Below are 11,531 nucleotides of genomic sequence, written 5' to 3'. Positions count from 1 at the left end.
GATCGATCGCTCAGCGTCGCCGACCGCTCGTGCGCACAGGCACCCGCACGGGGGGGCTCGTGACCGTCAGTGCCGCGCCGTCATCGCGGCGGAGCGTGACCCGGCAGCGCAGCGTCTTCCCGCGGTCCCCGGCCTTGACGGTGCGGAGGATCGTCGTCGCGCCGCGGACCTGCTGCGATCCGCGCAGCCACCGCACGATGAACCGCCCGCCGTCGCTCCATGCCCCGACGTCGCACGCCAGCGCCTGACCGACCCGCGCGCGGCCCCGGATCCGCGGTCGCACCCGGTTCTGCAGGACGCCGGGCGCGGCGGACGGGGTGCCGGCCCCGCCGGCCGACGTTCCCGGAACCGGGGAGCCCGAGGTGGGCCCACCGCCCGGTGGTGCCGCCGGCGTGGTGACCACCACGCCCCGGGAGCGCGTCGCGCCGTTGGCCGTGCGCACGACGACCCGCAGAGCACTGGCCGTCGCCGGAGGGAGCCCGGCGACCGGCAACTCGACCGTGGCCGCCGGGGCGTCCGCGGGGACCGCCTGCTGGGAGCCGGCGACGACATCCACCTGGCCGTTGGAGCGCACCAGTTCGACCTCCGCCGTCGCAGGAAGGTTGCTGCCGCGCACGGTGGCCCGGACGACCGCGGACGTCGCCGACGTCGCGCTCGCGGAGACCTCGCGGACCGACGGGACGGCCGTCGTGTTCAGGAGGACCGCGATGCGAGGCTCCGCCCCGGCCCCCCCACCGGTGACCGCGACCAGATCGGGGCGCCCGTCCTCGTCGAGATCCCCCGGGACCAGGCGCTGCGTCGTCTCCGTCGTCGCGGCGCTCGTCGATGCCCCGAACGTGGATGTCGCCGAGGCGAGGAAGCGGGCAGCAGGGTCGAGCGATCCCGCGAACGCCACCGCCCGGAACGCACTGCCGGCCGTGCCGGGGGACGCTGGTGGTGCTGCTGCGACCGCATCCAGGGCTCCATCGCCATCCGCGTCGAGCACGACCGTCGCACTGCCGAACTGGGCGACCGGCACGCCGGGGATTGTCTGCGGCGCGGCGACGCCGCCAGTGCCGTCGCCCGCGAAGGCGCGCAGCACTCCGTCCCCTCCCACGAGGAGGTCGGCCCGCCCGTCGCCAGTGACGTCGCCGGCGGTGACGGCGTTGCGACCGCCCACGCCGCCGACCCCGGCGACGGCTCGGGCGGGCCCGAAGCCGAGCGTGGCGCGGAGGGCGGGGAGCACGACGACCGCGCCGGGTGACGTGCTGCTGACGATCGCGTCCGGGCGCCCGTCCTCGCCGAGATCGACGAGCTGGACGCGGGTCGGATCGGTCAGGGTCGTCGCGTTCGAGGCCCGTTCGACGAACCCGGTACCCGTGTTCTCGAAGGGCACGAGCAGATCGACGCTGTCGCCGGTCACGACCTGTCGGAGGATCACGAGGTCGTCATCGCCGTCGAGGTCGAGATCTCCGGCGTCGAGACCCACCACACGGCCTGGCCCGGCGTCGAGCGTCTGCTGCGCGAACGCGCGGCCGCTGGACGACGCAATGGTCACCTGCGAGCTCGCGTGGGTCAGGGCGATCTCCGTCGGCCCGCCCGGCGTGGCCTCCAGGGCGACGCACCTCGGGCTGGTGGAGACGAAGGCCGGGGTCCGTGCCGCCTCGACTGGAGCGGAGAGCGCGCCCGTCCCGTCGCCGAACCGGACCACGAGCTTCACCGGGGGCGTCGTCGGCTCCTCACCGCCGACCGCGACAGCGACGTCCGCGTGCCCGTCGGCGTCGTAGTCACCGACGCAGGCGTCGGGAACGAGGCTCGCGCCGGGGAACGGCGCCACGAACCCCGAAGGCCCCACTTGGAACGTCGGCGTCACCGCCGCCCCCGCCGCGCCCGGCGCGGACCAGGCCGTCAGCCCGAGGGCGCCGAGAGCGGCACCGACCACGACCCTGCGGCGCCGCACGTCAGACGCGCTTCTTCGCCGCGGCCTTCGGGACGCGTACCGCCGCGCTGCGAACCGTGAGCGTCGCGCCGTCCGCGCGGCGGAGGGTCACGCGGCAGCGCAGCTGCTTGCCACCGTCCGCCGTGGTCACCTTGCGCACCACGCTCGTGGCCTTCGGAATCACCGTGGTCCCGCGCAGCCAGCGCACGCTGAACCGGCCGCCGTCGGTCCACACGCCGACGTCGCAGCCGAGCGTCTGCCCAACCCGCGCGCGGCCCTTGACCTTCGGCGCGACGCGGTTCGCGAGCACACCGGGCGCGGCGGGCGTCGGGACGGGCACCAGCTTCTCGACCGTCACCGTCGTGGTCCCGGACCCGCTGGTCGGGCCACCACCGGTCCCGGTGGTCCCGCCCCCGCCCGCCTGCTCCGCGGGCGTGGTCACCGTCACCGACCGCGAGCGCACCGTGCCGTTGGTCGTGCGGACGACGACCCGCAACGACGTGGTGGACGCTGCCGTCAGCCCCGCGACCGGGAACTCGACCGGCACCGCGACGCTGCCCGCGGGCAGGCTCTGCTGTGAGCCGGCGACGACGTCGACCTGCCCGTTCGGGCGGACCCGCTCGACCTCGGCGGTCGCGGCGAGCGTGCTGCCGCTCACGGTCGCGCGGACGGTCGCGGTGGTGGGCGACCCCGCCTGGGCCGTCACGTTCCGGACCGAGGGGACGTTCGTGGTGTTGACGAGGATCCCGATGCGCGGGAGATCCGCGGCCGCGGCCCCGCCGGTGGCGACCACGAGGTCCGGACGACCGTCCTCGTCGAAGTCCCCTTGGGCCAGGTCCTGCGTGGCCTCCGTCCCGCTGGTCCCGTTGGTGGTGACGCCGAACGTGAACGACACGAACGACTGGAAGCGCGCGGCCGGGTCGGCCTTGCCGATGAACGTCACGCCCCGGAACGGGCTCCCGTCGAGCCCGAGGGTCGCGGCGGGTCCCCCGGCGACGACGTCCACCGCCCCGTCCCCGTCGCCGTCGAGCGTCGCGAGGGCGGTGCCGACGATGCTCTGGACGGTCGGATTGACCGAGCTGGTAGGCGTCGCGAACGCGCCGGTGCCGTTCCCGAGCGACGTGCGGACCACCGCGCCATTGCTGGTCAGGAGGTCGCGCCGGCCGTCGGCGTCGACGTCCGCGACCGCCACCGCGTTGCGACCCGGGAGGCCGCCGATCCCCGGTGCGGCCACCGCGGCCCCGAAGCCCACGCCAGTCATCAAGGCGTTGTGCGTCACGACGGCGCTTGACATCTGGCTGCTCACGACGGCGTCGGGACGGCCGTCCTCCCCGAGGTCCACGAGCTCCACGCGGCTCGGGTCCGCCAGCGTGGTGGAGCGTGCGGTCCCGGCGACGAACCCGGACCCCGTGTTCTCGAAGGGGACCAGCACGTCAGTGCCGTCGCCCGTGCCGGACGGGATGACGCGGAGGGTCACGACGTCGTCGTCGCCGTCTAGGTCGAGGTCGCCCGCGGCGATGCCCGCGCTGAACCCTCCGATCGGGAAGCTGCTCGCGGTGAAGGTGCGGCCGGCCGCGGCGGTCGCGACGTAGGCGTTCGCGTCATTGGGGACCAGGAGCAGGAGCTCGGGTGCCCCGCCCGGCGTGAGCTGCGCCGTGGCGCATGTCGGGCGCACGCTGTTCGCCGTCGGTACGTTCAGCGCCTCGACGGGCGCGCTGAGCGCCCCGGTCCCGGTGCCGTACCGCACGAGGACCCGCACGCTCGCGGCACCGGAGATGACGAACGCCGAGGCGCTCGCGACGTCGAGGTGGCCGTCGGCGTCGAAGTCCCCGACGCACACGTCCGGCTCGCGCGTGGCGCTCGTACCGGGCGAGATGAACCCGCTCGCCCCCACCTCGAACGTCGGAGGTGCGGCGGCCTGTGCCGCGTCCCCCGCCGCCAGCAGCACGACCGCGGCGCCGAGCGCCGCGCTTCCGAGACCCTTGCCCATGTTCCGGAAAATACCGAGCAGCAGCGGGGTGAGCGCCAAATACACCTTCGGTTCCGACGGGTGCAGGAACTCCAGCCGGGAGCCGAGGTACACGCACGCGGCGGCCAGCGGCAGGAATCACACCGCCGTGGTCCACACGAAGCGCCACGGCTGCGACATCGCTACGTGCGTGATCTGCCAGATCCAGATCCTCGCCCACGACGCCACCCATCACCCTCCGCACCCGGGTCTGTGGACCGGCGAGCGCGCTGGCGCGGCGGAGTGCCGGGCGCTTGGATGGTCGGCGTGCCCGCACCCGGTGATGGGGCCGGGCGCCGTGACGAGAACCGTCGCGGGCTCAGGCCGTCGACGAGTCGCGCCACTACGCCGGCGAACCGTCCCACGTACGAGACGCCTGACACCCGGTGGCGGTCGGCGTCCTGCCGGGTCCGTCAGGATCGCGGGATGACGAGCACGCTCGGCGTCGACCTCGCCTCGCAGGACAAGAAGACCGCGCTGTGCGAGATCGCCTGGGAGCGCCCGGCGCGCGTCGTGCGGCTGGAGCTCGGTGTCGACGACGCGGCGATCGTCGCCGCGGCCGCCGGTGACGGCGTGCAGCTGCTCGCGATCGACGCGCCGTTCGGCTGGCCCGAGCCGTTCGTGCGCGCGGTGCGCGCCCACCACGACGGCGAGGGGTTCCCGGTCGCGGCGGGTGACCGGCCGGGGCGCGAGCCGTTCTACCTGCGCGAGACCGACCGGCACGTGATCGCGCAGACCGGCAAGCGGCCGCTCTCGGTGAGCACCGACAAGATCGCCTACATCGCGCTGCGCTGCGCGGGCCTGCTGCGCACGATCGGGGAGCGCGACCCGGCGCTCGTGCCCCGCGACGGCAGCGGCCTCGTCGCCGAGGTCTACCCGGGCGCCGCGCTCGTGCGCTGGGCGCCGACGCTCGGCTGCCCGACCGCCGGCTACCGGGGCGCCGCACCCGAGAACCCGGCGCGTACCGCGCTGGCCGCCGCGCTGCTCGACGCGACCGGGGTGGCGGCCGACGCGGCGCAGCGGGCGCTGCTCGCGCGCAGCGAGGACGCGCTCGACGCGTTCGTGACCGCGGTGCTCGCCCGGGTCGTCGCGCTGGGGCGCAGCGAGCCGGTGCCGGACGCGCTGCGCGAGCTGGCCCGGCGCGAGGGCTGGATCCACGTCCCACGCGCGGACGCGCTGGACGGCTCGCTCCAGGAGTGAGGCCACGCCCACGCCGCTGCCCCGAAGGGACGGATGTTCGGACCTTTGGGCACGATCCGCGGGACCGGCGCGGTCACACCCGATGATGTTGGCGTGTTCGCACTCCATCGTCCTGTCGGGGTGCGTCGGGGGCCTGCCCGCCGGTTGGGACTCCTCGCCGCGCTCCTGGCCAGCCTCCTCCCCGCGGCCGCGGCACCCGCCGCCGTGCCGCTGGAGCAGCGGGGCGTCGCGATCGACATCAGCTTCACCGAGCCGGCGAGCGCGGAGCTCGCGGACGTCGACGCCGCGGCGGCGCTCGGGGCGACGACGGTACGGGTGGCGCTCGACTGGTCGGGCCTTGAGCCGCTGCGCCGCGGCCAGTACGCGACCTGGTACCTCGACCGGCTCGACGCGCTCGTCGCCCGCGCGGCCGCGCGTGACGTGCGGGTCCTGCTCACGCCGCTGCGCACCCCGTGCTGGGCGGGAACGGTCGCCAACGCGTGCGGCCGGCCGACGCTCGCCCGCGAGGTGAGCCTGAAGAGCCCCCGCGACCCGGCCGACTACGGGCGCTTCACCGCGTTCCTCGCCGGGCGCTACGGCACCCGCCTGGCGGGCATCGAGGTGTGGAACGAGCCGAACATGCCGTCGTTCTGGAACGAGCGCGACCCGGTCGGCAGCTACGTGCGGCTGCTGCGCGCGACCTACCCGCTGGTGAAGCGGGCGGCGCCGACGCTGCCGGTGGTGGCGGGCGCGCTCGCCGGGTCCGACGCCGCGTTCCTGGACCGCCTCTACGTCGCCGGGATGAAGGGCTCCTACGACGTGCTCTCGGTCCACCCGTACAACGACGGGCGCGACCCGGCGCAGCTGCTCGACGCCCGCTGGGCGAGCGCGACGTTCCTGCAGGGCCTGCGCACGATCCGCGCCACCCGCGACGCCCGTCGCGATACCACGCCGGTGTGGCTGACCGAGCTGGGCTGGAACACGAGCGCCCAGCGCGGCCTGACCTGGCTGGACGGCGTGACCCCCGCCCAGCAGGCCGACTACCTGCGCCGCGCGATCGCGATGCTGCAGGACCCCGCGTGGGGCATCGACTTCACCAGCGGCGTGTTCGTCTACCGCCTGCGCGACGTCGGCACCGACCCCGCCAACCCGCAGCACAACTACGGGCTGATGGCGATGGACCGCACGCCCAAGCCGGCGCTGGAGGCGGTCGGGGCGGCGTTCAGGGGCGCTTGAACGCCTGGACCTCGATCGTCCAGCTTCCGCCGTTGACGTCGAAGTAGTACGTCCCGGACTTGCCGTAGAGGCGCGTGGAGCCGCTGAACGGCCCGATCTCGTTGACGATCAGGTCGCCGAAGCTGTCGTCCCCCTCCTCGGGGGTCTTCAGCTGCAGCGTGTCGTTTGAGTCCCCGCCGAACGTGTAGCGCACGCGGACCTTGACGTCGCCGGGGATGCGGAACTCGCCGGTGCGCTTGGAGCCCGCGCCGTCGAGCGAGTAGATCGTCACCCACTGCTTGGGCCGGGGTGGCGGCTTCTTCGCCACGACGAGCTCGATCGTCCCGCCGCGCGCCAGCGTCCGCCCCGCGCTCGGCCGCTGGGCGATGACGGTGCCCGGCTCCGCGCGGGACACGCTGGAGCGCTGCGTCACCCGCCAGTCGAAGTCGTCGACGACCGCCCGGTCACGGGCCGTGTCGACGTCCTGGCCCTGGAAGCTCGGGACCTTTCCGCGCGCGGTGATGCGCCGGGCCTCGGCGAGCGCGCGGTCGGCCTTGGCGACCGCGGTGTCGCGGGCACGCTCGGCGTCCGTGGCCCGGCGACGCTCGGCGTCGAGGTCGGCCTGGAGCCGCGTGTTGACGCTCCGCGCCTTGCTCAGGTCGGCCGCCAGGACGGTGTCGGTCTGACCGATCGCGACCCCGACCAGGAGGGCCGCCAGGACGACGGCCGAGAGCCAGGTCAGCGGACGGCGGCCGACGCGGGCGCGCAGGCCGCCGGGCCGACGGGTGGAGGGCGGGGTGCTCATTCGCCGTCCTTGCGGCTGCGCAGGAGGATCGTGGTGTCGGCGTCGACGCAGGCGCCGGCCGCGGGACGCTGCTCCACCACGGTCCAGTTGCGGTCGATGATGAGCATCCGCCCCTGGCCGGTGGCGTCCTCCTCGTCGAGCAGGTAGAGCCCGGCCGCCTGCATGGTGTCCTGGGCGAGCTGGTGGTCCTTGCCCTGGACCGCCGGCACGGTGATGCAGTCGCCGCCGTCGTCGGTGGGCTCGGGGTCGGGCTCCGGCATCTCGGCGGGAGCGCGGTCCTCGGCGGGCTCGTCGGCGGCCGCCGCAGCGTCGGGGATCACCGTGCGGGTGACGGTGATCGTCTCGGGCGGGGCCTGGTCGGCGCGCTGGTCGGCCGGGTCGGTCTCCGCGCAGGCGGAGAGCAGGAGGGCGCTCGTCAGGGCGAGCGCCAGGTGGCGCAGCATGGTCGTCGGTCCTTTCGTGGGTCAGCAGTAGGGGAGGAAGGCGACGTCCGGGTCGTCGCTGCAGCTGAGGTCGTCGGACGCGGTGACGATCCCGTCGCGGACGCCGTCCTCGTGGCCGTCCTCGCGGCCGCTGGAGTAGCCGGCGCTGCTGCCGCTCGTGTACGCGAGCTGCGCCTTGCGGTCCCCGGACTTCTTGAGCTTGCGCACGACGCGGCGCAGCACGGTGCGGTGCCGCGCCTTGAGGCGGCGCTCGGCGCGCTCCATGATCCGCAGCCGCTTGGCCTTGTCCTCCGCGCCCTTGCGCTCGACCGCGATCTTCACGGCGCGCGGCACGGCGACGGCGACCGCCTGCGCGGCCGCGGCGCGGCTCTCGCGGGCGACCTGGTCGTCGCTCTTGCGCGTGCCCTGCCCGACGAAGAAGCCGGCGGCGCTGACGGCGAGGAGGAGCGGGACGACGAGCGCGAGCGTCGTGAGAACGCGCCGCGGGGACGGGACGGTGATGGTGGTGGTCCCCGGGCCGGGCTCGGGGGTCGGTGACTCGGACATGCTCCGGAGTCGCCACCCGGCCCGCGGGTCTGACACGGGGCGCCCGCCCCGTGGCGCTCAGCGCCCGGTCAGCGCGTCGAGCTGGTCGAGCGTGCGCTGCAGGTCGTCGAGCGCGGCGCGGGCGCCGGGGCCGAGCTCGTCGGCGCGCGCGGTGAACGCGGCGGCGAGCGCCGCGTAGTACCAGCGCACGTCGTCGCCGCTGCCGGTGGAGAAGCGCGACCACAGCTGCTCGCCGTGGAGCCGGTAGTCCTGGAGGATCGAGCGGGCGTTGTGGAGCTTGTCGGCCAGCGACACGCGGACGGCGGCGACCGGCTTGTGCGCGATGCCGTCGATGTACGCCTCCTTGCGCTCCCGCCAAGGCGGCTTGGGCTCGACGTCGGTGTCGGAGTTCGCCTGCACGATCGTGGCGACGGCGGCGCCGAAGCGCTCCCGGATGTCGGCGAGCGCGGCGGGCCCGCCCCCGTCCTCGACGACGTCGTGCAGCAGCGCGCCGATCGCCTCGTCCTCGTCGGCGCCCATCTCCAGGGCGATCGCCGCGACCGCGAGCAGGTGCGCGACGTACGGGATCCCCGAGCCCTTGCGCAGCTGCCGGCGGTGATGGCCGCTGGCGTAGGTGAGCGCGGCGTCGAACCGCTTGGTCAGCAGGGGCGTGTCGGTGTGCTGCTCGGGCATGGGCTGTCTCCTGGGTCGTGTCCTCTACGGGGTCGTCGCGGTCCGCGCGGATCTGACGCGTGCGGGACCGCCCGGGGCGTCGCGTAGCCTGCCCCACCGATGCCCGGTCCCGACACCAATCGTGGTGCCAAGCGCGCGCGGGAGCTGCGCGCCGAGCTTGGCCTGGACGCGGGTGCACCGGTCGGCTGCGTGCTCGGGCTGGCGGAGGACGGGCTGGGGATCCCGGTGCACGTGACGCGGATGAGCGGGACGGTCGAGGGGGTGTGCTGGCAGCTGGGCGAGGAGCGGATGCTGTGGGTGCACCTGCACGAGTTCGTGCCGCGGTCGCGGTTCACGCTCGCGCACGAGCTGGGGCATGTCCGGTGCGCGCACGACCAGCTGATGATCGTCGACACGCCGAAGACGATGTGGGGCAAGACGGTGCCGACCGAGACGCAGGCCAACGCGTTCGCGGCCGAGCTGCTCGCCCCGCGGCCCGGGGTGGTGGACGTGGTGGGCGGTCGGACCGTCGATCTCGAGGTCGTGGTCGAGCTCGCCGCGCACTTCGGGGTGAGCGCGCACGTCGCGCTCTACCGCTGCGTGACGCTCGGGCTGCTCGACAGCGACGCGGCGCTGAAGCCGCGCCTGGACGCGGAGGAGCACCTCGCGGTCTGGGAGCGCCTCGGGCCCGCCGAGCACGAGGACGCCCTGTCCGCGATCGCGCCGGCGGACCTGCCGCGCCTCTCTCCCCGGATGTCGGACGGTGGGCTCGGGGCGCTGCTGCGCGGCGAGGCGACGGTCGAGGACGTCGCCCGGCTCGCGGGCTGCGAGCCCGAGGCGCTCGCGCGCGGGCTCGCGCGCCTCGGGGTCTAGCCGCGCCCGGCTACGCGTCGGGGCCGCCGAGGAACAGGCGGTCGATCTCGTCGAGCTCGCGCGCCGGTGCCGGGGCGGCGGCCGCGCGCGACAGGGCGTCGAAGTCGGCGCTGAGGGACGCGTCGACCTCGCCCTCGGCCCGGTAGTTCTGCGCGGCGAGCGCGCGCCCGGTGAACGTCGGGCCGGGCAGCAGGGCGTCGCGGTCCGCGCCGAGGGCGGCGGCGAGCGCGCTGACGAGCCGGCCGGAGACGCGTCGCTCGTCGAGCTCGTCCGCCTCGAGGCGGGTGAGGTACGCGGCGGTGCGGGCCTCCTGCCCCTGTTGGCCGACGAGCGCGGCGATGCGCTCGGCGACCTGCTCGACCGCGAGCCCCGCTCTCTCCCGGAGCGCGCGGACGCGCGCGGACCAGGGCTGCACGCTGGCGGCACCGGCCGCGAGCGCCGCTTGGAGTCGCGGGTCGGCGGTGATCGACGCGAGCGTCGCGTCGTCGTAGTCGGGGGTCGGGGCGACCTCGAGCCAGAGGCCGATCTCCTCGGCGAGCTCGTCCCGGTCGGTGGCGGCGACGCGGTCGAGGAACGCGACGACGTCGGGCCGCCGGCCGCTGTTCCACGCCTCGATGAACTCGCTGAGCACCTGCTCGATGGAGGTCATGACGGGTACTGCTCCTTGAGCTTGCGGAGGGCCTGGACGGCCCGTCTCTTGTTCTGGTCGACGGCGTTGCGCTCCATGCCCAGCCGCTCCATGATCTCGGTCGGCGTGCGTCCCTCGAGCAGCAGCTCGAACACCTCGCGCGGCCGGCCGGGCAGCTGCGGCACCGCCCAGGCGACGAAGTCGCGGTCGGCGGCGAGCGTCTCGCGGCGCTCCTCCTCCTCGGCGTGGGCGCGCAGCCGCTCCGCCTCGAAGTCGGCGTAGGTCGAGGCGGCCCAGCCCTGCGCCTCGCGGCCGTCGCGCGGGACGGCGTCGAGCGAGCCGGCGCGGCGCTCGGAGATCCGCGCGGCCTTGCGCTGGACCTCACGGCAGCTGAACCGGCAGACGGTCGACATCGCCGCGTTGAAGGACCCCACCGTGTCGCCCTCGTGCTGGCGCCACGCCTTGAGGGCCATGCGCATGGCGGCCTCGGAGATCGCGTCGTCGACCTCGGAGCCGAAGACGACGCCCTGGGCGTGGCGCTTGACCATGGCGGTCAGGCGGTCGAACTGGAGCGCGAGCAGCTCCCCCCACCAGCGCTGCATCGCGGGCTTGTCGCCGCGCGCGCGGGCGCGGACGAACTCCTTCATCAGCTGTTCTGCGCGTCGCTCCACGAGGTCAGGGTCGCTCCGGGTGCCGGAGGTCTGACACTCCCACATCGGCGGTCGCGCTGCCGCGATCTGGCGCGGGCCGTGCCGACGCGCGACGCACGACACCGGGGACGGCGGACCACTGCGGCAGGTCGCCGCCGCAGAGCGGGCAGGCGCACGGGAAGAAGCCGAGCGTGCGGACCCAGCGCCAGAAGGCGGGCGTGCCGTCGGCGAGCCGGCCGCGGCAGGTCGTGCAGTGCGTCTGGACCTTGCCGCCGCAGCCGGCCAGCGCGTGGTCGACGGTGTCGAGCGTGCGGACGTCCCCTGGCAGCCAGACGCGCCGGTAGCCGAGCAGCGCCGCCCAGTCGGCCAGCACGCGGTGCGCATCCGGACGGCCGGTGCCGGTCAGCGGCTCGACGATCACCTCGGTCGCGGGCCCGTCCTCCTCGTCGCGCAGGATCCGCAGATCCGCGAGCGTGACCCCGGCCCGGTCGCGCGCCTCGAGCAGCGTCGCGGTCGGCCCGCACAGCCGCAGATGCGGCCCCCAGGTGACGGCACGGACGACGCCGTCGCGGCGGATGGTGACGCGGAGATCGGGCTGCATGACCCACGGTCGTC

General features: G+C 75.0%; 12 protein-coding genes. 3 read left to right on the top strand and 9 right to left on the bottom strand.

The window, feature by feature from the left end; genetic code table 11:
- Positions 1–10: 10 nt before the first annotated feature.
- Positions 11–1,816: an FG-GAP-like repeat-containing protein gene (locus tag C7Y72_RS10675; protein ID WP_158276794.1), complete on the bottom strand. Its 1,806-nt coding sequence runs from the start codon at positions 1,814–1,816 to the stop codon at positions 11–13.
- Positions 1,817–1,940: 124 nt separating this feature from the next.
- Positions 1,941–3,908 (bottom strand): hypothetical protein, encoded by a 1,968-nt coding sequence (locus C7Y72_RS10670; protein ID WP_107568717.1) that lies wholly within the window; start codon positions 3,906–3,908, stop codon positions 1,941–1,943.
- 444 nt (positions 3,909–4,352) lie between these two features.
- On the opposite strand from C7Y72_RS10670, the gene C7Y72_RS10665 reads away from it, so the two are divergent.
- Positions 4,353–5,126 carry a DUF429 domain-containing protein gene (locus tag C7Y72_RS10665; protein ID WP_158276793.1) on the top strand — a complete coding sequence of 258 codons (774 nt, stop codon included), beginning with the start codon at positions 4,353–4,355 and terminating at the stop codon, positions 5,124–5,126.
- Positions 5,127–5,270: 144 nt separating this feature from the next.
- A complete protein-coding gene (locus C7Y72_RS10660) occupies positions 5,271–6,341 on the top strand; it encodes a GH39 family glycosyl hydrolase (protein WP_158276792.1) in 1,071 nt (356 codons plus the stop codon).
- Here the strand turns inward: C7Y72_RS10660 and C7Y72_RS10655 are convergent.
- The 4 genes from C7Y72_RS10655 to C7Y72_RS10640 are packed head-to-tail and all read right to left on the bottom strand — an operon-like array spanning position 6,328 to position 8,759.
- Positions 6,328–7,125 carry a Stk1 family PASTA domain-containing Ser/Thr kinase gene (locus tag C7Y72_RS10655; RefSeq protein WP_107568714.1) on the bottom strand — a complete coding sequence of 266 codons (798 nt, stop codon included), beginning with the start codon at positions 7,123–7,125 and terminating at the stop codon, positions 6,328–6,330. The genes C7Y72_RS10660 and C7Y72_RS10655 overlap by 14 nt on opposite strands.
- A complete protein-coding gene (locus C7Y72_RS23955) occupies positions 7,122–7,568 on the bottom strand; it encodes a PASTA domain-containing protein (RefSeq protein ID WP_233243802.1) in 447 nt (148 codons plus the stop codon). Before C7Y72_RS23955 ends, C7Y72_RS10655 begins: the two co-directional genes overlap by 4 nt.
- A gap of 21 nt (positions 7,569–7,589) precedes the next feature.
- The gene (locus tag C7Y72_RS10645; RefSeq protein WP_107568713.1) at positions 7,590–8,114 is read right to left on the bottom strand and encodes a hypothetical protein; all 525 of its coding nucleotides are present in this window, start codon (positions 8,112–8,114) and stop codon (positions 7,590–7,592) included.
- 57 nt (positions 8,115–8,171) lie between these two features.
- Entirely contained in the window at positions 8,172–8,759 is a 588-nt protein-coding gene (locus C7Y72_RS10640; protein ID WP_107569753.1) for an HD domain-containing protein, read from the bottom strand.
- Positions 8,760–8,885: 126 nt separating this feature from the next.
- On the opposite strand from C7Y72_RS10640, the gene C7Y72_RS10635 reads away from it, so the two are divergent.
- Complete coding sequence (locus C7Y72_RS10635; RefSeq protein ID WP_107568712.1) at positions 8,886–9,638, top strand: ImmA/IrrE family metallo-endopeptidase; 753 nt, start codon at positions 8,886–8,888, stop codon at positions 9,636–9,638.
- 10 nt (positions 9,639–9,648) lie between these two features.
- Here the strand turns inward: C7Y72_RS10635 and C7Y72_RS10630 are convergent, their stop codons facing one another.
- Genes C7Y72_RS10630 through C7Y72_RS23250 form a run of 3 tightly spaced genes read right to left on the bottom strand, consistent with a single transcriptional unit; the run spans position 9,649 to position 11,517 of the window.
- On the bottom strand, positions 9,649–10,287 hold the full coding sequence (locus C7Y72_RS10630; RefSeq protein ID WP_107568711.1) for a helix-turn-helix domain-containing protein: 639 nt from the start codon (positions 10,285–10,287) through the stop codon (positions 9,649–9,651).
- Positions 10,284–10,937 (bottom strand): RNA polymerase sigma factor, encoded by a 654-nt coding sequence (locus C7Y72_RS23255; protein ID WP_158276791.1) that lies wholly within the window; start codon positions 10,935–10,937, stop codon positions 10,284–10,286. The genes C7Y72_RS10630 and C7Y72_RS23255 overlap by 4 nt, the downstream gene beginning before the upstream one ends.
- Before the next feature lie 4 nt (positions 10,938–10,941).
- Complete coding sequence (locus tag C7Y72_RS23250) at positions 10,942–11,517, bottom strand: hypothetical protein (protein ID WP_107568709.1); 576 nt, start codon at positions 11,515–11,517, stop codon at positions 10,942–10,944.
- Positions 11,518–11,531 lie beyond the last annotated feature (14 nt).

This window comes from Paraconexibacter algicola (assembly GCF_003044185.1).
Lineage (GTDB): Bacteria > Actinomycetota > Thermoleophilia > Solirubrobacterales > Solirubrobacteraceae > Paraconexibacter > Paraconexibacter algicola.
The sequence above is the reverse complement of the archived record's forward strand: the minus strand, read 5'-3'. Positions and strand labels throughout refer to the sequence as shown.

What these genes read in the sequence shown, in the direction of transcription:
- C7Y72_RS10670 (WP_107568717.1), bottom strand. Translation starts at nt 3,908, where the DNA reads ATGGGCAAGGGTCTCGGAAGCGCGGCGCTCGGCGCCGCGGTCGTGCTG.
- C7Y72_RS10665 (WP_158276793.1), top strand. Translation starts at nt 4,353, where the DNA reads ATGACGAGCACGCTCGGCGTCGACCTCGCCTCGCAGGACAAGAAGACC.
- C7Y72_RS10655 (WP_107568714.1), bottom strand. Translation starts at nt 7,125, where the DNA reads ATGAGCACCCCGCCCTCCACCCGTCGGCCCGGCGGCCTGCGCGCCCGC.
- C7Y72_RS23955 (WP_233243802.1), bottom strand. Translation starts at nt 7,568, where the DNA reads ATGCTGCGCCACCTGGCGCTCGCCCTGACGAGCGCCCTCCTGCTCTCC.
- C7Y72_RS10645 (WP_107568713.1), bottom strand. Translation starts at nt 8,114, where the DNA reads ATGTCCGAGTCACCGACCCCCGAGCCCGGCCCGGGGACCACCACCATC.
- C7Y72_RS10635 (WP_107568712.1), top strand. Translation starts at nt 8,886, where the DNA reads ATGCCCGGTCCCGACACCAATCGTGGTGCCAAGCGCGCGCGGGAGCTG.
- C7Y72_RS10630 (WP_107568711.1), bottom strand. Translation starts at nt 10,287, where the DNA reads ATGACCTCCATCGAGCAGGTGCTCAGCGAGTTCATCGAGGCGTGGAAC.
- C7Y72_RS23250 (WP_107568709.1), bottom strand. Translation starts at nt 11,517, where the DNA reads ATGCAGCCCGATCTCCGCGTCACCATCCGCCGCGACGGCGTCGTCCGT.